Raw genomic sequence first — 25472 nt, 5'->3', positions numbered from 1 at the left:
CACGAGGAGCGGGACGGTCAGGATGGCCTGAGGCGGCGGTGCGGCGTGCCGGGACGCGGCGGTCCGTAAGCTTTGTTCATGCTCGTGCCCGACGTCGTGATCTCGCAACCGCCGAAGCAGTGGTCCCCGGAAGCGATGCGCGTAGCGCTGGATCTGCATGCGTTCCTCCACGACGAGGGCGTCGCTTCCGAGTTGGAACGACCTCCGCAGGATGGGTTCGCCGCACAGGTTGAGCGGCGACACCAGTACGCGCTGGAGACAGCGCAGCTCGTTGACATCATCGTCATCACGCTGAGCGGAACAGCGGCCGCCGTGTTCGTAACGGCTGCAGCGAAAGGGTTTGGGACGAGGCTCGGAGAGAACGCCGCGGATGCCGTCTCACGCATCCCGGGGCTCCTCGTGGAGTGGATTGGGAAGCAGAGCAGAGGCCGGAGGACCGTCCTGGACGTCTACGACGAGGACGGACGGCCGCTTGGAAAGGTCGCCTCGCGTGACATCAAGCCGGCCCGCGCGACAGACGACAGCAGCGACCGCGGCCCGCGTCATCGCGCCTGACCGCACCAGTCCCGCTTACTCCGCGATGATGATGTGCTGGCTTTGCCAGCCGTCGGGAATCGTCGCGTCGTACTGCTGCTTCGCGGTCCGGTAGTCGGCGCCGGACGCTTCGTGGGGTCGGGTTTCGGTGGAGCGTGCGGTGGCTTCGATGGTGATGTCGCCGGACGCTTTGGACGACACGGTGCTGACCTGCGTCACCTCGAAGCCGGTCAGGTCGCCGGTGTTGGCGATCGCTTCGGCGCGAGCCGTCTGCTGGTCGTCGGCGTGCCCTTGGCCGGTGCGGGTGATGGTGGAGCGGAGGACGCCTCTGACGGTGGTCACCTGGTCATTCTTCCTGCGACCTCTGACGTCAGCTCCGGCGTTCCGGCGGTGCGGCGCGTGTGCTGAAGGTGCGAGACGACGACCGCGGTGGTGAAGGCGGTCGGCGCGGCGATGAGCGCTGACTGCGTCAGGGGTGCTTCGAGTAGGAGTGCGCCGACGAACGCTGCGACGCCGGTGACCGTGGCTGCGGCAGTGGTCGCTGTCCGGGCGCGAACTGTTGCCGTGGTTCGCCGGGCCACGGTGCGAGCAGCCACCGCGGTGAACCCGGCGAGGGTCCCGACCAACAGACCAGCAACTCCGCCAAACACCGCGGCGAGCATGGTGAACGCGACCACGTCGTAGACGAATGTCGCCGCCGTGAGGTCGATGACGTAACCGACCAGGATGACGATGACGCCGGCGGCTGCGCCGAGGAACCCTCCGGTGAGGCAGCCTGCGACCGGGTAGGCGACACTCGCGCGGGCGCGGATGAGGAACCGCGGCCAGCAGCGGAATCCGCGTCTTGTCACAGAACCTGTCCTGGCGCCAGCGGAACGCCGTGGTCAGCGAGGGACCGCAGCCACACGCTGATGGGAACCATCTGCCCGTCGCCGAGGGTCGCGTCTACCTGAACGCCGTTGTCGCCGTGCCAAACAAATCCTGGCTGGTCGAGGTGCCGCGCAGCCTGCTCGAGCGCGTTGTGCGCGCCGGCGCGACGAGCGTCCCCAAGAAGGTCCCCCGCGGGCTGCAACGCCGCTGCAACCTGGTCCGCATCGACGAGGCGCGGGAATCAGTTCCCGGCAGCGTCCCGAGGCAGCTTTTCCGCGAACGTCCGCTCCCCAGGAAGGAGCGCCTGTACCGCAGCGAGGGCGTTCTCGAGGACGGCGATGCGTGCGTCACGTTCGTCGGCCAGGTTGGCGGCGCGGTTCCAGCCAGCGCGGAACGCGAACCGCTCCGCTTCCGAGCCGATGCCGCTCCAGTCGAAGTCGTTGTACGCGTTGTCGCGGGCGCGAAGGTCATCGCGGATGCTTCGACGGCGCGGACGTCTCGCATCCTTACGTCTACATCGAGCGCGACTCGGCGAAGTAGCGAGCCAGCCGTCGCGCATCAACTGCCGCCAGACATACCTGCCGCGGCCTAAGCTGCCCCTTCGAACTGAACACTCCAACGACTCGCTCTGCGTGAGAAGTCGGCACGCTAGTCGCTCAATGCGGGACGGGGACGGGGACGGCGGAGCGGGACCCGCACTTTCCACCTCGCGGCCGTGCTTGCACCAGCTGCCGCCGTCCGGGATCGTCATTCGCCCTCACGATTGCCGCGCTTGAATACCGAGATCCCTGTGCGAGCAATGATGGTTCCGAGCGCGATGAGGACAAGCGCCACAAACAGTCCGGCCAGTTCCGTTCGGGAGATGTCGTCTCCCCGTATCAGTCCCTGTATGCCCAGACCGACGACCGCCAGTGCGACTAGAACTCCGAGCCCAACACCGACGAGGCCGCTGAAGAACATTGTTCGTCCGACCCGCTTATCACGGTCTGGACCCTCTGCTCGCGGCATGTTGAAACTCCTTTCAGCGACAGGGACCGTACCCGCCCCTGTCGCTATCGCTAGCACCGTCGTCATCGCCGAAGGCGCCCTTATAGTCCTCGTAGAAGCCTGCCACTCCGGCGGGCAGGGACCCGACGGTCACGCCCCAGCCCAGTGCCTTCGGCAGCTTCCCCTCCATCTCTTCCAGCGGTCCTCCCAGGGTGCCGAGCCCGAGGGCGACCGTGTTGAGGGCGGCGGCGACACAAGCACCCTTATCGTGCTTGTATCCGCACGTCATCCAGTCGAGGCCGGCACCGACAGCGCCCGAACCTGTCGCCACTCCAGCCGAGAGCGCGCTCGTCGTCTCTAGCCCCGCTGTGACGGCCTCGCTGGCGATGAGCCCGCCTTCTGCACCGGCGAGGACGAGGTCTGCTGCCAGTCCAAGGCCGGTTGCCCGCGAGGGCGACGCCTCCAATGATCACTCCGGCAACCGCCACGGCGTGCCAGTTGGGTCATCTCTCCTATGCGCGGAACCACCGCCGACGTGTACGGCTACTGCTACTGCTACTGCTCCACGACGATGTCGAACCCGTTCGGGGTGCTCGAAGAAGCGATGAGCTGCTTCGCGGCGGCGACCGCCGCGGCGGACGATGGCCAATGGTTCATGCCGACCCCCAGCTGATTAGCCGGCGTGCCGCTGACCTGCCAGCAGGGAACGTTCTGGCCAGCCACAGCGTACGTGCCTTGATACACATAGACCGCGTTACGCCCGGTGGCGAACGTGTACTCACCGAGAAACGCATCCGCAGAGTCTCGCACCGCGAATACCTGCTGGTATCCCATGCCGTTGGTCGGCTTCTGCACTGCGTTCGCTTTGCCTTGCTGGTCTGCGATGACGTTGGCGGGTAGTGGCTGTTTGGTGCTGATCTTGATCCAACTCTTGTCGGGGAGCTGGTAGGCGTAGTCGCCGTTGGCGGGTGGGTTCTTTCGGATGGCGACGGCGACCGTGGCAGGCAGCGGTGCACCGATGGGTAGCGAGGCGACCGTGGCGACGGTGACCTGCGGCGCGGCGGACACGGTCGGCGTTGGTGTGACCGGCTTGAAGCCGGTTGAGAGCTGGCTGGCTGTCGTTGCGCAGCCGGTGAGTACGGCGACGACGATGCTGCCGATGATGAAGGCGCGGGTCCCCCGACCCTGAGCGATGTTCACCCGTAAACGGTAGCGGTGGTGGGGGACGTCCCCGCCCGTGCTGGTGCCCCCAGTCCGGGCGACCTTCACGCGGCGGACTTGCTGCTGCGGCGGGTGGGGAGGAACGAGTTCGCGACGGTGAGGAGCGCCCCGTCGGAGTCGATGGCTTCCTGGCCAATGCGGCCGTTCCAGTGGTCGAGGAGGTCGGCGGTGCGTCGGAGCTGCTGTTCGACGTAGGTCAGGAGGGTGCGGTTCCCCGCGGTGGCGGTGATGAGCGCACCGAGCTCAGCGGGAACGTCGGTGACCCTGGTCGTGGTGGTGTCGTCAGCGTCGGCGCTCGTGACGGTGGTTCGGTCGCGGCGGAGGGTGGGGTTCCCGGCGGCGGAGCGGAGGGCTGCGAGCTTGTCGGCGGCTTTCCGGTAGCGGGCGGGGTCACGGTCGATCACGGGGTGGTCCTTCCGATGCTGGTCTGCTCATTGTGGCGGGCGGACGCGCAATCGCGGACCCGCTGGTTGGCGACGGAGACGATCAGCTGGATGTAGTTCGCGCCTTCGACACGCAGGATCTGCTTCTTTCGCTTCCTGCCGCCGGCTGTGCGGACACGGAGACGCTGCTGCGTGCCCTTCCACAGCTTCCGGTTCAGCCGCCGGGACTGGTTGTCGTACTCGACGTTCCCGGTCTTCTCATCGAAGCCGGGCCAACGGGGATGCGCCATCAGACGGCCTGACGTTCGAGTGTGGCCCGGGTGAGTGTGGCGGGGTCGAACAGCCAGCCGCAGTCGCCGCGTCCCGACGGATGCCCGGGGAATCGGACGACGACACTGAACCGGCTGCCCGGCTCCACGGCGACCACCCGGCCACGGGACCCCTGCAGGTCCGCCGCTCCGGCGGTTCCCGGTGCGACGAACACCTCGTCGTCGATGGTGAAGTCGATCATGCTGCTCCCGTCCGCTGCGCTCCGTAACTGCTATGCGCGGACGGATGCGGCGGAGTGCGGTCAGCCGCTGAGGGCCCGGCTGATGATCACGGACGATGCGACGCTTGACTCCTCAGCGAACGGTCCCGCCGGTCACCGTGACGGGAGGAAACGGTTCACCGCGCTCCGGGCCGGAAGGTGTCACCGTCCGGTGACGGGTGCGACGACGATTCGGGTGCTGGTCGGGGCGTAGCGGGCTGCGATGCCTTCCAGCCAGTCGCGGCCGACGGGGTTCGCGGTGTGGACGCGCACTTCGTCGGGCCAGATGTCGTGCTCCGCCATCCACAGCATCACCGGCCGTGTGGTGTCGTCGCCGCCGAGGTCATGGTCGAAGGACACCACCTGCAGTGGGTACCCCCGGTCATGAGCTTCGTGGACGAGGTTCAACGCTTCAGCGGAGGTGCGGGCGACGGCATTGAATCCTGGCGGCATGGGCCGTTCGTCGTCGATCCAGAGGGTGACGGGCGTGGGCATCAGCGGGGGTCCTCGATGCGGCTGGTGTCGCGGACGATGAGGTCGGTGGTAGGCAGCCATCCGCCGTACGTGTGAGTGAAGTGCGCCGTCGTGTACGCGCTGCGCTTCGGGTTGAGGGTGTGGATGCGCCAGGGGTCCGCGGCGGTGTTCACGCGAACGCCGCGGGGGAACGACAGGTCGAACGTCGGGATGACGCGGAGCTCTCCGTCTTCGAGGCGCACCGTGGTGATGTCGAAGTGGGAGCGGACGACGTAGCCGACGCCGGAGAACTGCCCGGCCGCATCGTCCCGACCGACGTGGACGACGGCGGCGTCGGCAGGGAACACACGCTTGCCGATTGCGGTGGGGCGTGCGCCGGCGTAATTGATGGCGTCGGCGCGGCCTTGGGCGGTCCGTCCGAACAGTTCAAAGTCCGCTCGGTGCACGCCACTGTCGAGCTGGCTGCCGACCCGCGGGATCAGCGCTGTCGCGATTGCTCCGGACCGCAGATGATGCAACGGCGTCCCTTCCGGGTACGCCAACTCGAACGTGAGCGCCTGGTACACGCGGCCGGTCTCGTCGTCGCAGATGGTGGTGAAGGACGGGCCGGCGGTGACGACCGTGCCGACGGTCACTCCGAGACTGCGGAGCGCCTGGTCATCGCCGACGTACACGACCGGGTCGCCGGTCTGGAAGATGGTCATGCGTGCGCCGTGGTGGTCTGGCGGGCGAGGGCTCGGTCGCGGCAGCCGCAAGGGATGCGGGTGATGGGAGTCTCACCCTTCCGGGTGCAGAGCGGGTCGTGCACGGCGGGCAGCATCTGCTGCTCGCTGAGGACGGTGAGGGTGTTCCCGGTGACCTGCACGCTGTAGCTGCCGTTGGCGAGCAGGTCGGTGACGGTGAGGTCACCGGTGAGGAGGCTGCCGGGCTTCGCGTCGGTGCCGGCGTACCAGACCTTCCGGCCGGCGGCGGAACGGATCCCGTAGGTGGTGGACGGCATGAGTTGGTGGCGCTCCTTCTACTGTGGCGGCTGCTGGTCTCTCTGTGCGCGGACAGCGCCGCTCATGGGACGCCTGCAGCGAGCGGCTGCTCCCCCGGTCAGGCAGATGGTCTCTGCTTGCGGCGGTACTCGTCGATGAGTCCCCAGGTGCCGGCTGGTGTGTGCAGCGACTCCTCCACCTCGGTGAGGAAGTCCGGACGGTTCTCCGCTGCGGCGATGACGGCGGCGACCGCTTCCGGGCCCCGCTCCGCTGCGGAGCGCAGCTGCTCGAGGTCGATGAGCGCGAACTTCCCGGCGGCGGGAGTCTGCTCGATGACGGCGGCGGTGCCGGTGAGGAGGATCAGCTTGCGGCCAGCGCCGGCGCGGGCGTCCGCGCTGGCGGTCGCTTCGTCGCCCCACACGGTGGTGCCGTCTGGGTGTCGGGACGCCCACACTGTCTCCGGAGCGCGAACGTCCACCGCGGTGAGCAGGTCCGTTGGCACCCACTCGCGGCTGCCGCCGAACGCGACACGGGTGTGGACACCTTCGGGTGCTGGTTCCACTTCGCGGACGACGACACCCTCCCGACCGAGCGGGTCGCGCACCTGGGTGTGCGGGGCGTAGTCGACGTCGGCGGCGGGCACGGTGAGTTCGGTGGCGCCGCTGCCGACGGTGACCGTCGGCGTGGTGACGCCGTCGGTGGTGCGCTCGCCGACACCCGAGACAACACGCGGGGCCGGGCCGAAGTCGATACCGCCCGGGGTGGTCGGATGGCGGTGCACAACGGCGACACCAATGGGAAAGCCAGCGTTCAGAAGAATGGTCACGGGTGCTCCTTCGAGGTGCGGTCGCCAACCCCTATGCCAGAGCGCCGCCGGCACCCGGCGAGGTCACCGATGGGTGCGGTCGCCGCGGTCAATCGGGACGAGGCCGAAGGAACGGCCGGCGGTCGCGGTGACGACGTCGTTGAGCTCAAGGACGGCGGTGCCGCTGGTGCACAGCGGCCGCAAGCCGAGGACGGACGCACCATCCCGGTACGCGCGGAAGGTCACAGCCGCCACCAGCGGGAAGTTCGTGCCGGGCTCGGTGAACCCGACCACCCGAGCGCCGAGCGTTGGGGTGTCACCCAGCCGGAACAGCTTGCTGCGGCGGACAACCACACCGGCGTCGTCGAGCTGCAGCCACGCCGTCGTCGGTCGATGCAGCCACGACGGCTTGAACAGCAGCGCCGTCAGACCCGTCGGGCGAGCCGGTTCCAGTGGGGTGCGAACCGTATCGTCGAGCTTGACGGTGTCCTGCAGCGTGGTGGGCATACCCCACCTATGCGACCCGGGCGGAAGGAGGCGGGGCCGGCTCTAACCGTCGACGTTGGCCCGGCAATCTTCAATCTCTATGCTGAGCGAGTGTTCGACTGGGGCGACTGGAACAAGCTGCTGCCGACGTTCCTGCTGTCCGCCGCCGCGGTCGGGCTTCTCACGGGGACCGTCCGAGCGTTCTGGGTGCTCGGACAAGCAGACCGGCCAAGGGAGCGCATTGCGGCGATCAAGACGGCCTTGGAGACGCTGAAGCTCATCGACGATGAGGAGTCCGACGCGTATCGGGCCGTCTCAGCCGCTTTGGCTAGCGAAGTTTCGGGTCTACGGACTGCGCTTCACATATTTGACGATTATTTCGTTGCTGTCGCTTATTGGACTTGGCCGATCAATCTTGCCGGTCTTATTGCCTTCGCGGGCCTTTTTGTGTCCTACTACGTATCGCCTTCAGGGGCGACTCCGTGGTTTGCCTTTTGCGTTTGGACTATTGCGGTCCTGGCCGGGGTGCACCTGCTTCTTGGGGCTGCCCGGCTCGTATTCCTTGCTGTCCGCGCCATTCGGTCTCGGTTCTTTGAGTACGACCCCGACGAGTCAGGCAGCGAGGGTCCATGACCCGTCTCGCTGGTCTGCTCGCGAACCATCTCGACCGCGTGCTGTACCTCGGCGGTGCGGTGAGCTGTGGCGAGCTGGGTGGCGTCGTGGTTGGTCAGCCGTGATCCCAGCCCATCTCCCACTCAGGCCGCGTCTGCGCGTGTTCGCCAGTCGTATCGGTCGCGGTTCTGCTGATACCCGGGGCGGGGGTTGAATCGCCAGCCGGTGCGGCCGGCGGGGAGGGTGGCTCGGCGGATGAGTGCGCCGGATGGGTACGCGAACGTGAACGGTGCGGGGTCGAGATGGCTCGGGCCGGTGAGCTGTTCGATGGTGGCGGCTGCGGCGTTCAGAGCGTCGATGGTTGCCTGCCACTGGCTGGCGTTGATGCTGTCCGGCCAGTGGGTGAGGGCGGTGACGTACCAGGTGGTGGCGGCGCGGAGCTGGCCTGGGGTGATGGTGTCGGTCACCGGCAGGTGTTCCGGTTGGAGTGGTTGCTGAACCACAGCCAGGGCCAGATGCTGCTGCCGAAGCCGCCGCCGGTGTTGTAGTACGTGTGCTGGTGGTAGTGGGTGGTGGTGCCCGGCTGTGTCGTGTTCGGCCGACCGCCGCCGGTCGTGCTGGAACCGCCGGTGGTGGTGCGGGGTGTCGTCGACTTCGGCTTCGTGAGGTTCAGCTTCGGCGCGGCCGGCACCTTCGGGGCGACCTTCGGGGCGGTCTTGGTTCCCGTACCGGTGCTGGTGTGCGACCCACCGAACGAGTGGGACCCACCGAACGACGAGTGCGACCCGCCGCTGTACGAGTGGATGCTGCCGAAGCTGCCGTGACTGAAACTGCCGATGTGGCTGCCACTGCTGAACACCGTCGTTTCAGCGAGCGCCTTCGGTGACGGGCTGTCCGTCGGGCACGCGTTCGGGGTGCTCGTGCCGGCGCAGCCGGTGAGGGTGAGCGCAGAGGATGCTGCGATGAGGGCCGCGGCGGCGGCGAAGCGGAGACGCATCGAGGGTTCTTCCTGACGAGAGGTGCGCCGACGTGTCTGCCGGCTCGGACAGCGGTCCTATGCCCTGACACTTCGTGCGGCAGCGGCCTTCTCGGCGGGGCTGCTACTGGCCGGTACCTTCGTCGACGAGCGCCGCCGTGAGGAAGTCACGAAGCCGCGCTGCCTCCTCTCGACCGAACGTCACCTCGCCCTCCACCTGCCCCCACTCGAACGTGGAGACGGTCAACGTCCACACGTTTCGCTCGACCGTGAACATGGACTTGCCGGCGTCGCTGATGAACGCGTCGTCGCTGACCTGGTCGCGCACGGCGGCAGCAGCCTGCCGGCTCTCCTCCTCGTGCCGAACCTTCTGCACCGCACGGATCTCGTCGGCGGACATTCCAGCGAAAGGGTTCACAGCGGACATTGGATTCTCCTCATGCTCTCGGACAGGTCGTCGAACCGTCTATGCGCGGAAGGGGCGCGTTTGGGAGGGCACCCGACGGCGACGGCGACGGCGGCGACAGCGTTGCGGGACATCTGTACCGTCATGGCGATAGCGGTCCGTTCGCGGAGTTGCAGCGGCGCTCGCCGCATCTCGGCGCACCTGGACGAGGGATGAGTGGCTGTCAGATTCTCACCTATGATCAGCCTGTGAACAGAATCGTCACCGCAGCCGCTTTCAGCCTCGTCCTCGCCGCTTCGCTGACGGGGTGCTCGAGTAGCGGGCATTCCGAGACGGCGCACGCACGTTCCGTCGCCTCCAGCAGCCCGACTCCGACGCCAACGGCCGCGAGCATCGCAGATGCGGGCAAGTACTTCCTTGCGACGTTGTGTCCGGTGAACAAGGCTTCGGCGACTCTGAATGACGCGCTCACCGCGCAGAATCTCGCTGCTATCCAGTCGTCCGCAAAGGCGCTGCTCGCGCCGGCTCAGAACACGGCGCGGCGCTTGGATGACGGCGCGTTCGAGTGGCCCTCGGTGGTCGATCAGAAGGACGTGACGAGCCTCCGCAACTACTACTTGAGTGCTCTCGGGCCCATCAACCAACTCGCGACTGCTCCGAACCTGGACGAAGCGAACGCCGTCGTCTTCCCGTCTGACACGGACTCGGGCCCTGCTTCGCAACGGATCCGGCTTCGCCTCAACCTCAGCGCGAACACCTCGGAAGGCTGTTGATCCGGAAGCACAGCAACGAACTCCCTCCGTGAAGCTCTGGAGCTCTCGGTCGAGTTCACGCGTCGGCACGGCCTCACGCCCGCGCCCACGCGGTCACGCTGAGTCACCGGCGAGCGCGTGCAGGGCAGCGCGGAAAGCGCGCGTCTGGTCGCTGTCGGTCAGGTCAGCAGCGAGTTCGAGGAGGTCGACGCCACGTTCCGCCGCGGTGCTCGCTTCGACGAGACGTTGCCGGGCGACGAGCGTCTGATCGTTGTCGAGGAGGTCGATGACGTGTCGGAGGAGCGCGGTGTCGATGGGGCGGATGCGGGAAACGTGCATGCCGCGGGTTGGCGACTGCTGCTCGGCGAGGACCCACAGTTTCCCGAGGAACGACGGTGCACTGTCCCACTGGTCGGTAGGTATCTCGTACATCCAGTAGCCGCCGGACTTCCACTCCCGCTTGAACCGGAACGAGAACATCGAGTGCTCGACCTGGCTGATCACGTCCTCACAGCCGGACCAGCCGCCGGTGACGAACGTCACCCGCTTCCACGTCCGTTGCCATCGGTCGCTGATGTCCTCGATGGTGACACCGGCGCCGTTCACCCACAGTGACTCCGCGTAGGCGACGTACTCCGCCGGGGTTCCCTCGAATCGGGCGAGCCGTTCGAGCGCTTCGTCGGTCGGGTACCCGTGTGAGTCGAACAGGTCGCCTGGTTCGCTGGTCGCTGGCTCCTCATCCTCCTGCGCGGCCGCGGCAGCTGCGGCGATGTCAACCGAGGCGTCAAGCTCCTGGTCGCTCTGGTTCTGCTCAGCGCGCAACGTACGGGCCTTTCTCATGGAGTGCAGCGCGTCCGGCGTCGGTGAGGATGACGGGGACCCGCTTGCCCTCTCGTGCGGCGTGGTCGCGGGTGGTGAACTCGACCTTTTCGAGGTTGGAGAACGTCGGGTAGAGCGGCAACGACCCGGAGAACTTGGTCCAGTCCTTCTCGTAGCTGGGGATGACCTCGTCGAAGTAGATGGCGCCGGTCGCGACGAGGGTCAACGCCCGGTGCTGCGCCTTCGTCATGGATGCCACGGGGTCCGGCTTCGGTGCGGCCGTAAGGGTGGCGTGGCCGCGCGGGGTCAGGTCGGTCACCCATCCGCCGAGGCGGTGGCGGCGGTTGCTGACGCGGATGAGACCGGCGTCCTCGAGCGCCTGGAACGTCTTGGTGTGCGGGGAGCGGCGGCCATCCGACGGGTAGCAGTGGTGGGTGGTACCGGAGTTCGCGACGAACACCTCTCCGTCGGCGACGAGCTGCAGCGCCTTCCGCTGCCCCTCCGTGACTGTCACCGCTTCGGCGATGTCGGATCCGGGGACGACCGGTGCGTCCGGCTTCGCTGGCACCGGCGTCGTGGGCTTCGAGTACTGCCGGTCGATGGGGTTCCCGTCCGCGTCGGTGTGTTCCTGCATCCGGAACGGGAGGCCGCGGCCGGCGCGGACACCCTGCTCGAAGAAGTACAGCTCGCTGTGCTCCCGGTAGAAGGGGCGGCCGGTCTCCGTCTCGATGCGCCTCGTCAGCGCGCGGAACAGCGCTTCGGTGTCGAGGTCATCGACGGTAGTCAGCTGGTCGCTCATGCGGAGGCTCCCTGGTTCGGGCGGCGGGTGCCGGTGATGGTCTTGGTGAGGATGGTGCGGATCTCGGAACCGCGGTCGTCGCTCACCCAGGTGCTGTGGACGCTGGACGGGCCGCTTCGGGGGCTGATGGTGAGATAGGTGGTGCCGGCACGGTCCTGGACCTGCTGTCCGGGGGCGAGTGCCAGGTCGAACGGTTCGAAGCGGCCAGGGAAGACGGTCCCGTTGACGGTGATGGTGTGGTCAGCGTCGACGATGCCAACGCCGCCGCCGAACAGGGTCAGGTCGTCCGCGTCGAGGCCGGTGTAGATGACCTCCGCGCCGACAGGCAGGATGCGCGGCGACGTCGGGTCGACGCCGAGGGCCTCCCAACCAGAGTCGGTCACCTGCACCAGCCGATGCCATCGGCTGTGGACGCTGCGGTCCACGACGACGAGGCCGGCGGCTTCCAACGCCCGCATCTGGGTGTCAGGGTGCGGCAGGTTGGCGTTGATGGTGGTGAACGTGTCACTGGTGCTCAACCAGATGACCTTGCCGTCGGCGGTGAGGCGCAGCGCCTGACGCTCGGCGAGGAACAGGGCAGTCATGCGGCAGCGGGGACGTACCCAGCGTCGAGGGCGACGCGGCCGGCGGGAGTCAGGTGCAGGCGGAGGTTCCCGCTCGCCCACGGATCGTCGAAGGCGATGAGACCGTCGATGAGCAGGTGGTCGAAGTCGGTGTGCTGCGGGGTGGGCATCGACTGCGGGAGCGCGCGGGTGAACGCGTAGGTCTCGTCCTCGGTGCGGTACATGGCGGCGCCGGTTCCGGTGAGGTAGAGCGCGGTCTGCTTCCGATGCCGCTCAGCAGTGGCGGCGGTGGTGGGCGGAGCGATGGTGGGTGCGGGCACGGAGCGTCCTTTCGCTGGCGGTCACCCTTCCTATGCGCGGGCGCTACGTCGTCGGTGCGGTCGCGGCGGGACGGAAACGGGATGGCCGGCCATCCTCGTCGCCGTTGGCTCCCCAGAACTCGTTGAACGCCTCGCTCGCGTCGGAGGCGAGAAGACAACCGTGCGACTCATACCCGAAGTCGTCGCTGCCGGTGCCGTGCGACTCGGCGCAGGCGACGCAGACGGACCCGAGAGGGCTGGCGAGGCAGATGCCGCTGCCGTGCAGGTCGTCGTACTCGTCCTGCGCGGCCACGCATCGGATGTACTCGGGGTGGCTGTCGCGGGCGGTGACTGCAGCGTCGTACGCAGTCTGGTCGTTGATGACGAATCCTTCGCCAGGCGTCCAAACGCGAAGCGAGGTGACGGCGTGCTCGAGCTGTTCGATGAGGTCGAAGTCGTACGCGTCGTCGTCGTTTTCCGGGTTGCCGTGCCCGCAGTCATCGCTCATCACGTACAGGTCGATCGACTCGTGCGTGTGCTTCGACCAGCGGCGGGCGTTCTCCTCCGTTGCGGCGCGGATCTGCCACTCCCGCATCCACCCCTCGCGGAGCTCCGGGTCGATGAGCGGCCCCTGCACCGGGCGCTTCGGCAGCGGCCACAGGTGCACACCGCCGTACCGGAACGCCGCCTCGTAATCGTACGCGGTGCGCAGCCGGACCCGCTTCGTGAGGAACGTCGGCTCGTTCATCGGGTCGTCGACGAGTCGGCTGCGGCGGGCTGCGGGGTGGGTCGCTGCGTGTCGCCGAGGTGCTCCCACCAGTTGCGGTCCGCGGCGGGTTCGTGCGGGGCGGCCATCAGGCGATGCTCCGTCGGTGAGCGGCGGGGTTCGCGGGGTAGAGCTCCTCGAGGAACCGGCCCCACGCGGCGAGGATCTGAGCGGTCTGGTCGTCGGTCATGCTGCCTGCTCCTGGAAGAACTGGTTGAACGCGCGGGCCTCCTCGAGGTGGCATTCCACGTCGTCGAACGCCCGGTGCGTCTTGTCCTCGTTGACGGGGGTGAGGTCACGGCCGGTTGCGCGACGGTACGCGCGGCGGAGGATGCCGACGTCGGCGGGGTAGTACGCCAGGCGACGGTGGAGGGTGGGCATGTACCGCTCGATGAAGCGGGAGTCGAACTTCGCCACCCCGGACCCGGCGAGCAGCAGCGTTGCACCCTCGGGCACGTGCGCCGCGATGAGGGCGAGGAGCCCCTGCTCGACGGCAGCGACATCCACCAGGGTGTCGTCCATCAGCCCGGCGTCGACGTCGTCCGCGAGCCCGTTGAGGTCGGCGAGCTCCTTCGCGCCCGGCTGCCAGATCACGTCGCCGTCCGCGGTGAACTGCTCCGGGCGGACGAGCATGTTCATCGTGGCGAGGGTGTTGAGGTTCGCGTCGGTGAGGATGGCGCCCACCTCAACGATGGAGCAGGTTGCCGGGTCGAGGCCGGTCGTCTCGAGGTCGGTGTGCAGCAGGTACTCGGTCATGGACGCGTCTATGCCTGGTCGGTTCCGGGAGCGGGAACCGCGTCAGCTGCCGACCTCGACGGCCTTCACGATGTTGGGGAACATGCCCGTTCCGAGCAGCCCCACCCGACGTCCGAACGTCGTGAACCGGTAGGTGTGGCCCTGCACGATGCTGCCGTACGTGTCAGCGGACCGGAACGTCAGATGGACGGGGAGTCCTGCACCTCAAACGTGCCGCAGTCCTTTGTGTAGACGCGGTACACCGACCGCGACCCGCCCCTGCTGGTCACCTGGTACGAGTGGTCCTTCCCCGTCACCAAGCACGGATGCGTCGGGCTCGTCGGAGTGAGCGTGTTCACCACGCCGAACACCGCCGCACTCAAAGCGACAACGATGAAAGCGCAGACGAAGATCGCGCGGCCCATGAGAGGTTCCTTCTGACGTGACGAAACGACGCCAGCAGGCGCCCGCACCCTCTATGCGCGGGACGAGACGGAACCAGGTGGTGGCAGCTAGCGAAGCCGAGCTCGCACCAGCTTGTAGACCCCGGACCCATAGCCCGCGGCCTCGAAGAATGTGCCTGGCTGAAGGTCCCCCGCTCCGGCTTGCAACGTGGCATACGTGAGGCCGACGCTGAACGCAAGGAAGATGCTCACCTCTCGGCCGTAGTGCCGGGCGAACGCTCCGAGGCCCAGAGCGTCGACCTGGTCACGAATCGTCGAGCTGGCGGTGTGTGTGACGTGTGCGGCCGGAGCGACCGCGGCATCGAGCGCTTCGCGTTCACGGCCGTCGAGTTCTCCAACGCTGTGCGCCAGCCGCTCGGCGCGGTCTTCAATGGCCGCATAGTCGATTCCGAGCGGCCCGGGCTGCAGCAGTGCATCCAGCACGTCGTCGAGCGAGTCTTGTACGTTCCGGTGCGCGTTGACGGCGTCCCAGAGCGGGGCAACAGCGTCCAGCGGAGTCGCGCTTTGCGCTCGCATGGCCTGCGCGACGAAGTTCGCTGACATCTCCTGCGATCCAGCCAGGGCCCAAGCGAACTGCCCACGCTGTCGATTAATCTCGGCCAGGAGCAGTCCCGCAGGATTCTTCAATCCCTCACTAAACGGTTCGCTCAAGCGCGCAGACAGAGAAGCGAACTCTGCGAAGTCGAATGCAATCGAATTGGTCAGGGCGGTCGCGTTGAAGCCCTTGACGTCGGCGAACGCGGCCGCGAAAGCCGACTCCTGCCGGCGATGCGTAGCGATGGAGTGGGCAAGGAAGCTCTCCGACAGTGCGTTGACCTGCAGGCCGAGCGCGCCTGCTTCGGAGAGCTTGAAGCCCGCGAAGTCGACCGCGTTCTCGGATAGCAGCTGGCGCGCAAAGCTGCCAACGCCTGCGCCATCGAAGGCCAGATCCCTCAACACCTCCTTGCCGGAGAGAGATGCTCCTTGGAGGGCGGACCTCTTCGCGTCGCGAAGAAGCCAGTTCACGGAGTCTGCGGCGCTTCCCATATGGCGATGGTCTCAGCCACCGCCGACACGGGCAGGAGCAGCCAAAGCCAAGACTCGGGCAGCCGCCGATCCAGCAGGCCAGCCGGCGGCTATCCGAAGTCGAGGTTGTCGAGCCAGCCGGGCTGCGGGGTGAGGGTCTGCCTGTACTCGGGTTCGGGGAGGACGTCGTCCGGCGGGTTCGGATTGCCCCATTCGTCGTTGTCGAACGGCATGAGGTCCTGCCAGGGCTCGTCGGCGACCGGCCACTGTCCGTCCAGCCGCAGCTCCTGCGTCTGCTGCTTGTCGTGCACGGCGGCCGCGACGTCACCGTCCAACTGAGCGCCGTCCGCGGCCGCGCCGTCGGCGGTGTCGGCTTCTGGTTCCGCGTCCGGGTCGTCGGGGTTGCGGGTGAACCCGACGAACTCCCACCACGGCGGCAGGGGTGCGTCGGCGGTGAGTCCCGGCGGCAGGGTCGGGGTCCGCTTCGCGTACGCGGACGGGATGTACGCGATGACGGCGCGGGGTTCCCCGCGGAGGGACGCGACGGCGACGCCGGGCGCCGGGTCGAGGTATCCCGAGCGGGGCGGCGTGAACTCGAGCGTCTTCCCGTGCCGGCGGAGGAATGCCTTGAGTGTCTGCGGGGCGGTGATGGTGCGTGCGGACGCGGGCGAGGAGATGCCGACGATGAGGCCGCTGTCGTCGGTGGGGAGGACGGTGGCGGCCGTCTCCTCAGGCTGCTGCGGTTCCGCGGGGGCGGCTGCCGGCAGTTCCGGGATTTCGATGACGGGCTCCTGCCCGGCGATGGTCAGGAACTCACGCCAGCCGACCTCACCGGCGACGGGAGCAGCGGTGACCGGGTCGTCAACGTCGATGTGCCACACCTTGGAGCCCATGACCTCCTTGGTGGTGACCACCTCGACGACGTTGTCGTCCTCGTCGGTGACTTCGCGTTCGTTGATCTGCACCTGGCCGGACAGGGCGATGATCTGCCCGGAGCTTGGCACCCCGCCGTCGCTGTCGCGGATTGCGCGGAGGGTCTTGTCCCAGATGACGCCGCGGAGTGCGATGGAGGAGTTCTCGATGGTGAAGTTCGCCATCTGCCCGCCCTTGTACGCCCGCTCTCCCCACTTGGCGATGACGCCGAACGCGAGGAAGGACTGCCGGTTCTCGTCGGGGAGGTTCCGGAGGTCCTCGGCGGGGCGACCTTCCCCGAAGCTGCGTCCGCCGAGGTCGGTGGTGCGCCACTGGCTGACCTGCTCGGCGATGGAGGGGACATCCAGCGGGTGGGTTCCCATGATGACGCCGAGGCGTGCCCGCTGCCTGCGGGAGCGTTCGAGGACACCCCACTCATCGGCGGGGATGGGCAGGTTGAACCGCATCAGGCCGTCGCGGACGCGGAGGATTCCGAGCCGGGACCCGAACACGTCCAGGGCGCCGGCTTCGGCGAGCCCTTCGACGACGCGGGTGTTCGCGATGGACTTCCCGAACTCGTCGGTGACGCGGTTCATCATCTCGTGGATGCTGGCGAACGGTCCGTGCGCTTCACGGTTCGCGGCGATGTCGCTGCCCGCCTGTCCGACGCCCTTGATCTCCGACAGGCCGAGGATGATGCTCGTCGGTCCGATGGGGAACGTCTCACCGCGGGAACGGTTCACGTCTGGCGCGAGAACTTCGATGCCCTCCTCGCGGAGTGCGCGCAGCGCTGCCTGCCGCTTGTCGTCGGCGCTGGTGGTGGCGAGGATCGCGGCTCCGTACTCCGCCGGCCAGGACGCCTTGAGGTAGGCGGTGATGTACGCGAGGTAGGCGTACGCGGCGGAGTGGGACGCGTTGAACAGGTACTCCGCGGACGCCTTCATGTAGTCGTAGACGCGGGTAGCGGTCTCCGGTCGGAAGGCGATGGAGATGATGTCGCCGTTGTCGTCGCGGAGCTCGACGGGAGCTCCTGCGACGAGCTCCTGGCCGACCTGCTCCATCACGTCCTTCTTCTTCTTGCCCACGGCCTTGCGGAGCTTGGAGCGCTGCGCGGCGGTGAACCCGGAGATGACGGTGCCGAGGCGCATCAGCTGCTCCTGGAACACGAACACGCCGTACGTGTCGTCGAGGACGGTGGCGATCGCTTCCTGCTCCGCCTTGATGGGTGAGTACATGGAGTAGTCCACCGCCTGACGGCCGGCTTTCCGCTCCGCGTACATCGTGTGCATGTTGTTGCCCATCGGGCCCGGCCGGTACAGGGCGACGATGGCGGACAGGTCCGTCAAGCAGTCCGGTTCCACCGCCTGAGCGAGTTTTGCCATGCCGTCGGACTCCATCTGGAAGATGCCGGCGGTGCGGCCGGAGCGCAGCAGCTCCCAGGTCGCGCGAACGCGTGCGTCGGAGTGGTCGTTCGGGTGCGGGAGCTTGTCGGTGTCGATGACCTCCCCGGTGGTCGCTTCGATGTACTCGACTGCCTTCGACACGACGTCGAGGTTCCGCAGGCCGAGGACGTCGAGCTTGAGCAGCCCGAACGCGTCGATGTCTACACCATCCCACTGGGTGACGGTCGCCAGCCCGGAACTGGTCGCCATCTTCCGGTCGCGGCGCAGCGGGATGAGGTCGGTGAGGTCCGTGTCGCAGATGAGGGTCCCGCACGCGTGGATGGACTCACCGTTGATGGTGTCCGCGAACCCCGCGGCGAGCGCGACGACCTTCTCACCGTCGTCGCCGTACTCCGCCTGGATCTGTCGGAACCGTTCACCGGCCATGTCGTCAGTGTCGGCGAGCTGGTCGAACGAGTACGGCTTCCCACCGGCGACGGGCACCGCCTTGGAGAGCTTGTCGCCGATGCTGGGCAGGCCGAGCAGCTTCCCGGCGTCGCGGAGGGCGCGGCGGGTCTTGTGGGCGGAGAAAGACCCGATGCGGGCGACGCGGTCGCGACCCCACCGCTGGGCGAGGTACTCGAGGACTTCGCCGCGGCGGTTCTGCTGGAAGTCGAGGTCCATGTCCGGCATACCTTCACGGCCCGGTTCGAGGAACCGTTCGAACAGGAGGTTATTCTCCAGCGGGTCCACCTGCACGAGGAACAGGCAGTACGACAGGAGCGACCCGGCGGCGGAACCGCGACCCGGTCCGACGCGGATGCCGTTTCGGCGGCACCAGTTGATGACGTCCCAGACGATGAGGTAGTAGTCGATGAACCCCATGTCGGAGACGATGGTCAGCTCTTCGTTCAGCCGGTCCTTCACCGCCTGCGTGTACTTCTCCCCGGGGAAGCGGACCTTCACTCCCTCCTTCGCGAGGTGGACCAGGAAGCGGCGTGCGGTGGGGAACTCCGCGGGCACGTCGTAGGCGGGCAGCCGCATCTGCGTGGGCGGGATGACGTCGTCGCAGCGTTCGGCGACGACGCCAGCGTTGGTGATCGCCTGCTGCCACCAGTCCTCGTCACGGAGGGCACGCATCTCCTCCTCGGACCGCAGCCAGTATCCGGTGCCGTGGAACCGGAACCGCTTCGGGTCGTCGAGGGTGCTGTCGGACTGGATGGCGCACCACGCTTCGTGTGCGTGGGTGTCGCCCTCCCGGGTGTAGTGGGCGTCGTTCGTGGCGACGAGCTGCAGCCCGTGCTTCGCGGCGAGGTCCGCCATCACCGGCAGCGCAGCGGTTTCCGCGGCGATGCCGTGCTCCATGATCTCGACGTAGACGTTCTCCCGGCCGACGGCGTCGATGATGCGTTCGAGGTTCCGTTCCGCTTCGTCCATCTCCCCGCGGGAAACCGGTCCGAGCACCGGGCCGCCGAGGCAGCCGGTGAGCGCGATGATGCCTTCGCTGTGCTGCTTGATGAGCTTGAAGTCCATGAGCGGGAACCGGCCGCCGTAGGAGTTCGTCGCGGCGTTCTGCATGCGGACGAGGTTGTGCCAGCCCTCACGGTTCTTCGCCAGCAGGGTGATGTGCTGGTTCCGCTTCGTCTTCGTGGTCTTCTTCTGCGCCTTGCCGCGCTCCTGCTCGTCGAGCTCGGCGCTGGTCTCGTCGTCCCGTTCCGTTTCCACGGTGCCGGGGTCGTGGCGGTCCGGCTCGTCACGCCAGTCGCTGGCGAGGGCGAGGTACGCCTCGATGCCGATGATGGGTTTGATGCCCGCATCGCGGGCGACCTTGGCGAACTTCCACGCACCGGACGTGTTTCCGTGGTCGGTGATGGCGAGTGCGTTGCCGCCCTCCGCCTTCACCTTTTCAACCGCTGCTTTGAACTTCACCATGCCGTCGAGCGGGGAGTGCTCGGAGTGCACGTGCAGGTGGGTCCAGCGGGCGTCGGAGGTCATGCCACACCTATGCATCCACCCGCGGGGCGGCCGCGACCGGGCAGCGTCAGGAGCCGACGTGGAGTGCGTTGCCGGTTGTCCCCGTGAACGCGGCGTATGTGGGGGCGGTCGTGGCGTTGAACTGGATGGTGCCGGAGGTGGTGAAGGCCGTGTACTGCGTTGGGGTGAGGAACGACATGTCGAGGGTGACGCTGACGTTGTACGTGCCGGTGCTGCTGCCGGCAGTGACCTTGAACGACGGGTTCGTGGAGTCGCTGACGCAGTACTCCTGCCCGCCGGCGAACACCTTCACGGCGAGCATGTCGTCGGTGGCGACTCCGCTCGACAACGCGGGCAGGTTCGTCTGCGGCGCGGTGAGACCCGTCGCGGAGATGACGGTGCTGCTCTGGGTACCGCTGAGGGCGCCGACCGCGACGGGTTTCCCCGCATCAACGAGAGTCGGCGCGGTCAGGTTGCAGGCCGGCGCTCCCGACCAGACGCCGGTGACGGCGTCGACGACGGAGTACCAGGCCAGCGAGTTCGCGCAGCTTGGCAACGTCACACCCGCACCCGTGGACGTGCCGATGGTGTTGTTCACGCTCGAGCGGGTCATCACCGCACCCGACGATGCTTGCACCGCCGCAACCCAGCCGCTCGCACAGGCGGCGACCGCGACCCGCTCCGACGGCTGGTAGCCGTAGGTGGTCGCCAGCGACGTGTTGGTGACGGAGTCGTAGAACGTGTACGCGTCGTGGTCAGCGAAGTACGCCGTCTCCGCCGCAGCGAGACGGGTCAGGTCGTCCCGGGTCGCGTTGACGCGGCTGCTGGCGGAGATCTGCGCAACGGTGAACGTGCCAGCGACCAGCATCAGCAGTGACACGGACACCGCCGCGATAACCAGCAACGGATCCGCGGACCCCCGGTCCCGGCGACGACGCATCATGCTCCGCAACCATGCGGCGAGCGCCGCCATCATCGTCGCTGACCGATGCTGCGCAGTCCGCGGAGCACCTGCTCATCCGACGCGTCGAACGGGGTGAACGTCCCCGCATCGCGAACCGCTCTGGCCACCACCTGCAGGAACGACTTCTGCGGATTTCGATGCCACACCGCGGCGAACGCCCCCACCACCTCGTCGATGTCGTCGTGGCGGTCCGAGGCCGGGTCGGTCACGGAGCGGTCGCGCCGTGTGAGGCGCGCGGCGAGGTTGGGAACGGTGCGGTGCGGGTCATCCTGCGTCCGCCGCAGCCTCCGCGGCTGCTTCTTCTGCTTCCACGCGGGCGTACCAGACGGAGCGTGGCACTTCGTGCCAGCGGATTCCGGTGTCGGTGCCGAGTTGGTTGAGCTGCGCGTCGATGGCGTTCTTGATCTCGCGAACGGCCCACAACGCGAACACGATGCCGCCTTCGTTGGGGACGTACACGTGCGGGAAATGCACGGCGACGCTGCCGTGGGGGTAGGTGACGGTGGCGCGGTCGGTCATCCCGACGGCGCTGAGCTGTGCGGGCGGTTCGTTGGCGGGGAGGGTGTCGAACCGCTTCTGCCACGGGCGGCCTTCCGCGCTGTTGTTCGGGACGAGAGCGTCGATGCCGGGGGCGTAGTCCCACCCGATGATGCGTTCTCCAGGGGTCGCGAGACGGAGCCCCGCGATGCGGTTGTTGATGAGCGCCAGGCCGCGGGGACCGTCCGGTGTCGGGAACGCCTGGTTGATGTCGGCGGTGAACTGGGTCCACGCGTCGTTCACGGCCGTGCCGTGGTAGATGGCGTGATGCGCCCAGGTGATGGCGCGCGGGTCGTAGGAGGCGTAGATGAGCTGCGGGTTCATGCCGTCTTCTGTGCACGCTGGTGTCGGCCAGTCGCAGAACGGTACGCAGCAACCCAGGTGGGCAAACTTCCGAGGACCAGTTCGGGTTTGTCCTTCCGCGCCAGCCGGACCGTGAACGGGGTGTCGATGCCCGCTTTCACGACGGCGTCGAACGCAGCGGTGGCGGAGGATGCGGTCGCGATTTCGTCGATGGGGGCAGGCCAGGTGTGGGCGACCATGACCCAGCGGACCTTGTCCTTCCGGGCGCGAGGGACGAGGACCATGCCGACGGCGTGCGGCTTCCTGGCGTGGCCGGCTTGGATGGCTGCGCCGTTCGCCGCTTCGTAGACGCCCTTCGAGAGGTACTTCGCGGCGAACGCTTTCACCTGCACGGCGACGTCGTCGATGACGAGGAGGTCACCGACGTCCTCCTTCCGGCCGGCGCCGAGGAGCCGCTGCGCGTTCCACACCAGCAGGTCTGGGCACAGTGTCTGAAACGCTTCGACGGCTTCACGTTCCCCGCGGTCGCCCTTGTCCTTGCTCGAGTTGGTCATCGTGTTCCCTTCCGCGTCCGGGGATGCGGCGGAACGGCAACCGCGCAGCGCGTCCCGTCGGGTGGACGGGACGCGCTGTGCGGTGTGCGGAGTGGTGTCAGTCCTCCTCGGGGGTCGCGTCCTCCGGGAACAGGGCGTCCAGCCCGACGGGGATGCCGTACGGACGGTTGTCGGTCTTGCCGATCCGGTACTGGACCGTCACGCCCTTTGCGGGTCGGCGGCCCCGGAACAGCGGGTGGATGAGGTCGAGGTCCCACACGTTCTTCCAGTACGTGGTCGAGGACGCACCGTGCGGGATCCGCTTCGAGTACTGCCGCTGCGCCTCGTTGAACGCGTCGTGGTTGGCGAGGTAGATGACCGGGACATCCTGGCCCGTTGCCGGGTCCCGTCGCTTCGACATGTTCCCGATGGACTTCCCCCGCGGGCGGAAGTCGCCTTGCGAGTCGGCCTGCCATCCGAGGAGCACGTTGAGCTGCTTCTGGTCCTCACCGTCAACGATCGGCGGCCGCGACGGGTCGTCGATGTTCTGGATGTGCGCCGAGCCGGCGGCCAGGAGGGACCGGATCGCGTCGAGGAGGACCGCGCCGGGGGCAGCGTCAGCCTTGTCGAGGTGCGCGTAGGAGACCTGCTTGGCCAGCCCGTACAGCCAGCCGTCCTCCGCCCACGTGATCTGCTCGGCGATGTCGGTCAGCCCGAGGTCCTCGCAGAACTGCGCGAAGTACACCAGGCCGGCGGACAGGTCGCCGACGATCTCCGACGGACGGGTGACGTCTCCGACCTTGATGTCGAACGTGCCGAGGATGCCCTTGGTCTTCACGATGGCTTCGCGGCGGTCGTCCTTGATCTCGTCGATCATCTCCGCCCACCCGAGCTCCTCGCCACGAGCGATGAACCACCGCAGGTACGCAGCGGTGATGCGGGACGCGGTGGTCTCCTCGGTGCCGATGCGCTCCGCTTCGGCCATGTGCTCCGAGTTGAGGCCCTTGAACTCGACGATGACGCACCGCTCGCGGATGGACTGCGTGGAGTGCTCGTTCTCCGCGGTGACGATGAACTCGGCTCGCGGGGTCTGCACCGTCTTGGCGGACAGGTCCTGGTTCATGCGTCGCTTGCCGAGCTTGTTGTGCACCTGACGGATGAGGTCACCGATGTTGGACTCCATTGCGTCCGCCTTCCGGCGGTCCTGCGTCGGGGCGAGGTCGTCGGCGACCCACAGCATGGTGGATGCGACGGCGTTCTCGGTGGACGCGAACGTGTCACCGGCGTTGCCGGGCAGCTCGGTCCAGCTGCCACGGGTGGCCTGCCAGAAGGTCATGATCTGCTTCGCGGACCACGACTTTCCCTTCTGCGGCGGGCCGACCAGGTACGACGCCACCGACGTGGGGACCGGTACCGCGGGCCGCAGCGCGAGGGCGAGCATGGTCACCGCGATCTCCTGCGACAGCCACGGGCTCTTGGTGATCCACGCGCTCACGACGGTGCGGATGTCGTCGGCGAGGTTGTACTGGCCGGTCGGGTCGGTGTAGTTCGGGCCGGTGTACACGTCGTGGACACCGAACCGGCTGGCCTTCGCCAGCGCGTTCTCGTCGACGCCGATGAGGGTGCTCTCTCGGATGTCGTCGTTGGCGGCGATGATCGTGTCGCCGGCGATGAACGCCTGCGTCTTCGACTCCGCTGCGGGCACCCAGCCCATGACGGTCCATCGGACACGGTTCGCCTGGCTCTCCGCCTCGTTCCGTTTCACCGCGGCGAGCCAGTTCCGGCCGTCCGCCGGCGGCCACTCCGGGTGGGCCAGGAGTGCGTTCGGGATGACGGCGCCGTGTCGGACCCAGTCAACCGGCTGGTAGTTCAGCAGGGTGTTCGGTCCGGTGACCTCGACGAACGTGCGCTCGTTGGTCGCCTCGTCCTTCCATCCGATCTCGACGGCGCAGAACGAGGGGTAGTGCTCGTCCTTCACACCGGTCTTGAACGGCTGGCCTTCCTGCTCCGCCTCGGAGGGTGCGCGTCGGGTCTCGAAGAAGGTGACCCGGCCGCCGAGGTGGTACTTGGTGATCCACCGTCCGGTGCCGAGGTCGTTGCCGCTGGGGTCCTTGTCCTGCGTGTACAGGTCCACGGTGGTGCCGCCGTTGCGGACCTGCCACTCGCCGTCGCGGGTGGACTCCTTCACGTCGGGCATGTCCGGGAACTCCGTCTGCTCGGCGCTCATCAGGTCGTCCCAGTCGCCGACCTTGGCGAGGTAGTCGTCGATGCCGAGGTGGGAGTCGTCCTCGATCGCTTCCTCGCCTCCGGCGGCGAGGGACAGGTCCAGGAGCACCGGCTCGCCGCCCTTGGACGTCTCGATGTAGCCGAAGAGGTCCTTGCCCTGCTTCCACACGTTGTAGTTGCTGGCGATGTCGCCGTCGAACGCGACGAGGACCTTGCGCTCCTTGAACCGCAGTGACACCCACTCGGGGTTGTTCCGCCAGTTGCCGACGCCGGCGATGTTGACGATGGCGACGCGCTGCTCGACCGGGACGCTGTCGAGCAGCATGGCGAGACGCTTCATCGCCGCTTCGCGGGACATGTCCATCGGGCCGATGAAGAGGAGCGCGTCGGGGACGTGCTTGCGCAGCTGGGCGGTGAGCGCGGCGTCGCCCTTGAGCATGCCCTCCGCGATGAGGTACGTGCCGACCGTGCCGACCCAGTCCGCGGTGACTGACGGGTGGAAGTCGAGGACGGTGCCCGTGCCGGTGAGGAACTCGTACTTCAGGGGCTTGTTCTCCACGTACCGGGGCATCGCCGGGCGGAGCTGGACGACGGGGCTGAGCTCTGGGGCGAGGAGGTCGCGGTGCTGCTTCGTCCGGGACACGGGGTTCCACGGCATGTACAGGACGTTGTTGTCCTCGTGGAACAGGGAACGGAACTGGCTGCCGCGCTTGCTGCGTCCGTCGCCGAGGCTGTGCCGCTCGGCGAAGTCCTTCGCGTTCGCCTGGTCGACAGTCTCGTAGCCGCGGGCGATGGCGACGAGCGGGGCGATGCCGGACGCGGCGAGCTTCTTCGCGCCCTGTCCGGTGATCGACGGCGCATAGTCGGAGGCGGTCCACGGCGTCCGGTTGCGGAGCACGGTGTCGCCGAGGGTGGAGTGCAGGCTGTGGAGGCCTGCCTGGTAGTCGAGGTCGCTGGTCTGCGGATCGGTCATGCCAACCCCTATGCAGGACCGGTTTCGGCAGCCGCGCTCCCCGCGGCCTCCACCCCAAAAAGCCAGCAAACAAGCCCCGACCTGGGTTTTTTGGTTCCAGGCTTGCTGCTTACGTCTGGAGGGTAGAGGTATAGAGAGGGAGATGGAGTGTATGTACCCCCGGAAGTACCCTTTCTTCTTCTTCTTAGAGCTATCTACAGAAG

At 67.6% G+C, this 25472-nt stretch carries 34 protein-coding genes; 4 read left to right on the top strand and 30 right to left on the bottom strand.

Annotated features, from left to right (window positions below):
- The first annotated feature begins 78 nt into the window (after positions 1–78).
- A complete protein-coding gene (locus tag DEI94_RS19150; protein ID WP_111025143.1) occupies positions 79–555 on the top strand; it encodes a hypothetical protein in 477 nt (158 codons plus the stop codon).
- A gap of 15 nt (positions 556–570) precedes the next feature.
- Here DEI94_RS19150 and DEI94_RS19145 read toward each other — a convergent pair whose 3' ends face one another.
- Positions 571–876 carry a hypothetical protein gene (locus tag DEI94_RS19145; protein ID WP_111025142.1) on the bottom strand — a complete coding sequence of 102 codons (306 nt, stop codon included), beginning with the start codon at positions 874–876 and terminating at the stop codon, positions 571–573.
- The gene (locus DEI94_RS19140; protein ID WP_111025141.1) at positions 873–1385 is read right to left on the bottom strand and encodes a hypothetical protein; all 513 of its coding nucleotides are present in this window, start codon (positions 1383–1385) and stop codon (positions 873–875) included. Before DEI94_RS19140 ends, DEI94_RS19145 begins: the two co-directional genes overlap by 4 nt.
- Between DEI94_RS19140 and DEI94_RS19135 the strand changes: the two genes are divergently transcribed.
- Entirely contained in the window at positions 1379–1996 is a 618-nt protein-coding gene (locus DEI94_RS19135) for a hypothetical protein (RefSeq protein ID WP_146249357.1), read from the top strand. The genes DEI94_RS19140 and DEI94_RS19135 overlap by 7 nt on opposite strands.
- A gap of 155 nt (positions 1997–2151) precedes the next feature.
- Here the strand turns inward: DEI94_RS19135 and DEI94_RS19130 are convergent, their stop codons facing one another.
- The 11 genes from DEI94_RS19130 to DEI94_RS19080 all read right to left on the bottom strand — a co-directional run bounded on the left by DEI94_RS19130 (position 2152) and on the right by DEI94_RS19080 (position 7290).
- Positions 2152–2412 carry a hypothetical protein gene (locus tag DEI94_RS19130; protein ID WP_146249356.1) on the bottom strand — a complete coding sequence of 87 codons (261 nt, stop codon included), beginning with the start codon at positions 2410–2412 and terminating at the stop codon, positions 2152–2154.
- 13 nt (positions 2413–2425) lie between these two features.
- A complete protein-coding gene (locus DEI94_RS19125; protein ID WP_146249355.1) occupies positions 2426–2857 on the bottom strand; it encodes a hypothetical protein in 432 nt (143 codons plus the stop codon).
- Positions 2858–2946: 89 nt separating this feature from the next.
- Positions 2947–3591: a hypothetical protein gene (locus DEI94_RS19120; protein ID WP_111025138.1), complete on the bottom strand. Its 645-nt coding sequence runs from the start codon at positions 3589–3591 to the stop codon at positions 2947–2949.
- Positions 3592–3656: 65 nt separating this feature from the next.
- Positions 3657–4016: a hypothetical protein gene (locus tag DEI94_RS19115; protein ID WP_111025137.1), complete on the bottom strand. Its 360-nt coding sequence runs from the start codon at positions 4014–4016 to the stop codon at positions 3657–3659.
- Entirely contained in the window at positions 4013–4285 is a 273-nt protein-coding gene (locus tag DEI94_RS19110; RefSeq protein WP_111025136.1) for a hypothetical protein, read from the bottom strand. The genes DEI94_RS19115 and DEI94_RS19110 overlap by 4 nt, the downstream gene beginning before the upstream one ends.
- The gene (locus tag DEI94_RS19105; RefSeq protein WP_111025135.1) at positions 4285–4506 is read right to left on the bottom strand and encodes a hypothetical protein; all 222 of its coding nucleotides are present in this window, start codon (positions 4504–4506) and stop codon (positions 4285–4287) included. Before DEI94_RS19105 ends, DEI94_RS19110 begins: the two co-directional genes overlap by 1 nt.
- A gap of 180 nt (positions 4507–4686) precedes the next feature.
- On the bottom strand, positions 4687–5019 hold the full coding sequence (locus DEI94_RS19100) for a cyclic-phosphate processing receiver domain-containing protein (protein ID WP_111025134.1): 333 nt from the start codon (positions 5017–5019) through the stop codon (positions 4687–4689).
- Positions 5019–5702 carry a hypothetical protein gene (locus tag DEI94_RS19095; protein ID WP_111025133.1) on the bottom strand — a complete coding sequence of 228 codons (684 nt, stop codon included), beginning with the start codon at positions 5700–5702 and terminating at the stop codon, positions 5019–5021. The genes DEI94_RS19100 and DEI94_RS19095 overlap by 1 nt, the downstream gene beginning before the upstream one ends.
- The gene (locus tag DEI94_RS19090) at positions 5699–5998 is read right to left on the bottom strand and encodes a hypothetical protein (RefSeq protein WP_111025132.1); all 300 of its coding nucleotides are present in this window, start codon (positions 5996–5998) and stop codon (positions 5699–5701) included. The genes DEI94_RS19095 and DEI94_RS19090 overlap by 4 nt, the downstream gene beginning before the upstream one ends.
- A 98-nt stretch (positions 5999–6096) precedes the next feature.
- Complete coding sequence (locus DEI94_RS19085) at positions 6097–6804, bottom strand: hypothetical protein (protein WP_146249354.1); 708 nt, start codon at positions 6802–6804, stop codon at positions 6097–6099.
- A gap of 63 nt (positions 6805–6867) precedes the next feature.
- A complete protein-coding gene (locus DEI94_RS19080; protein WP_111025130.1) occupies positions 6868–7290 on the bottom strand; it encodes a hypothetical protein in 423 nt (140 codons plus the stop codon).
- A gap of 90 nt (positions 7291–7380) precedes the next feature.
- Between DEI94_RS19080 and DEI94_RS19075 the strand changes: the two genes are divergently transcribed.
- Positions 7381–7902 (top strand): hypothetical protein, encoded by a 522-nt coding sequence (locus DEI94_RS19075; RefSeq protein ID WP_111025129.1) that lies wholly within the window; start codon positions 7381–7383, stop codon positions 7900–7902.
- Positions 7903–8024: 122 nt separating this feature from the next.
- Here the strand turns inward: DEI94_RS19075 and DEI94_RS19070 are convergent, their stop codons facing one another.
- From DEI94_RS19070 to DEI94_RS19060, 3 genes are all read right to left on the bottom strand, one after another.
- Positions 8025–8348: a hypothetical protein gene (locus tag DEI94_RS19070; protein ID WP_111025128.1), complete on the bottom strand. Its 324-nt coding sequence runs from the start codon at positions 8346–8348 to the stop codon at positions 8025–8027.
- Entirely contained in the window at positions 8345–8878 is a 534-nt protein-coding gene (locus DEI94_RS19065) for a hypothetical protein (RefSeq protein ID WP_111025127.1), read from the bottom strand. Before DEI94_RS19065 ends, DEI94_RS19070 begins: the two co-directional genes overlap by 4 nt.
- Before the next feature lie 103 nt (positions 8879–8981).
- Entirely contained in the window at positions 8982–9257 is a 276-nt protein-coding gene (locus DEI94_RS19060) for a hypothetical protein (RefSeq protein ID WP_111025126.1), read from the bottom strand.
- A 254-nt stretch (positions 9258–9511) separates the two neighbouring features.
- Here DEI94_RS19060 and DEI94_RS19055 point away from each other — a divergent pair, with 254 nt between their 5' ends.
- Complete coding sequence (locus DEI94_RS19055) at positions 9512–10036, top strand: hypothetical protein (RefSeq protein WP_146249352.1); 525 nt, start codon at positions 9512–9514, stop codon at positions 10034–10036.
- A gap of 93 nt (positions 10037–10129) precedes the next feature.
- Here the strand turns inward: DEI94_RS19055 and DEI94_RS19050 are convergent, their stop codons facing one another.
- From DEI94_RS19050 to DEI94_RS18985, 14 genes are all read right to left on the bottom strand, one after another.
- A complete protein-coding gene (locus tag DEI94_RS19050) occupies positions 10130–10837 on the bottom strand; it encodes a hypothetical protein (RefSeq protein ID WP_111025124.1) in 708 nt (235 codons plus the stop codon).
- Positions 10827–11633, bottom strand: coding sequence for a hypothetical protein (locus DEI94_RS19045; protein ID WP_111025123.1), 807 nt, complete (start codon positions 11631–11633; stop codon positions 10827–10829). Before DEI94_RS19045 ends, DEI94_RS19050 begins: the two co-directional genes overlap by 11 nt.
- Positions 11630–12217: a hypothetical protein gene (locus DEI94_RS19040; protein WP_111025122.1), complete on the bottom strand. Its 588-nt coding sequence runs from the start codon at positions 12215–12217 to the stop codon at positions 11630–11632. The genes DEI94_RS19045 and DEI94_RS19040 overlap by 4 nt, the downstream gene beginning before the upstream one ends.
- A complete protein-coding gene (locus tag DEI94_RS19035) occupies positions 12214–12516 on the bottom strand; it encodes a hypothetical protein (protein WP_111025121.1) in 303 nt (100 codons plus the stop codon). Before DEI94_RS19035 ends, DEI94_RS19040 begins: the two co-directional genes overlap by 4 nt.
- Before the next feature lie 43 nt (positions 12517–12559).
- Positions 12560–13243 (bottom strand): hypothetical protein, encoded by a 684-nt coding sequence (locus DEI94_RS19030; RefSeq protein WP_111025120.1) that lies wholly within the window; start codon positions 13241–13243, stop codon positions 12560–12562.
- A gap of 204 nt (positions 13244–13447) precedes the next feature.
- Positions 13448–14017: an exonuclease domain-containing protein gene (locus tag DEI94_RS19025; RefSeq protein ID WP_111025119.1), complete on the bottom strand. Its 570-nt coding sequence runs from the start codon at positions 14015–14017 to the stop codon at positions 13448–13450.
- Between the two features lie 179 nt (positions 14018–14196).
- Positions 14197–14421 carry a hypothetical protein gene (locus tag DEI94_RS19020; RefSeq protein WP_111025118.1) on the bottom strand — a complete coding sequence of 75 codons (225 nt, stop codon included), beginning with the start codon at positions 14419–14421 and terminating at the stop codon, positions 14197–14199.
- 87 nt (positions 14422–14508) lie between these two features.
- Positions 14509–15396, bottom strand: coding sequence for a hypothetical protein (locus tag DEI94_RS19015; RefSeq protein WP_146249351.1), 888 nt, complete (start codon positions 15394–15396; stop codon positions 14509–14511).
- 179 nt (positions 15397–15575) lie between these two features.
- Positions 15576–19754: a DNA polymerase III subunit alpha gene (locus DEI94_RS19010; protein ID WP_181441667.1), complete on the bottom strand. Its 4179-nt coding sequence runs from the start codon at positions 19752–19754 to the stop codon at positions 15576–15578.
- 46 nt (positions 19755–19800) lie between these two features.
- On the bottom strand, positions 19801–20613 hold the full coding sequence (locus DEI94_RS19005; RefSeq protein WP_146249350.1) for a hypothetical protein: 813 nt from the start codon (positions 20611–20613) through the stop codon (positions 19801–19803).
- A gap of 92 nt (positions 20614–20705) precedes the next feature.
- Complete coding sequence (locus DEI94_RS19000; protein WP_111025114.1) at positions 20706–20906, bottom strand: hypothetical protein; 201 nt, start codon at positions 20904–20906, stop codon at positions 20706–20708.
- Between the two features lie 55 nt (positions 20907–20961).
- Positions 20962–21558 carry a hypothetical protein gene (locus tag DEI94_RS18995; RefSeq protein WP_111025113.1) on the bottom strand — a complete coding sequence of 199 codons (597 nt, stop codon included), beginning with the start codon at positions 21556–21558 and terminating at the stop codon, positions 20962–20964.
- Positions 21555–22091: a hypothetical protein gene (locus tag DEI94_RS18990; protein WP_111025112.1), complete on the bottom strand. Its 537-nt coding sequence runs from the start codon at positions 22089–22091 to the stop codon at positions 21555–21557. The genes DEI94_RS18995 and DEI94_RS18990 overlap by 4 nt, the downstream gene beginning before the upstream one ends.
- A gap of 97 nt (positions 22092–22188) precedes the next feature.
- The gene (locus tag DEI94_RS18985; protein ID WP_111025111.1) at positions 22189–25269 is read right to left on the bottom strand and encodes a hypothetical protein; all 3081 of its coding nucleotides are present in this window, start codon (positions 25267–25269) and stop codon (positions 22189–22191) included.
- Positions 25270–25472: the final 203 nt, after the last annotated feature.

The organism is Curtobacterium sp. MCBD17_040 (genome assembly GCF_003234805.2).
Classification (GTDB): Bacteria; Actinomycetota; Actinomycetes; order Actinomycetales; family Microbacteriaceae; genus Curtobacterium.
Note: the sequence above shows the minus strand (reverse complement) of the source record. Positions and strands in the feature narration are given on the sequence as shown.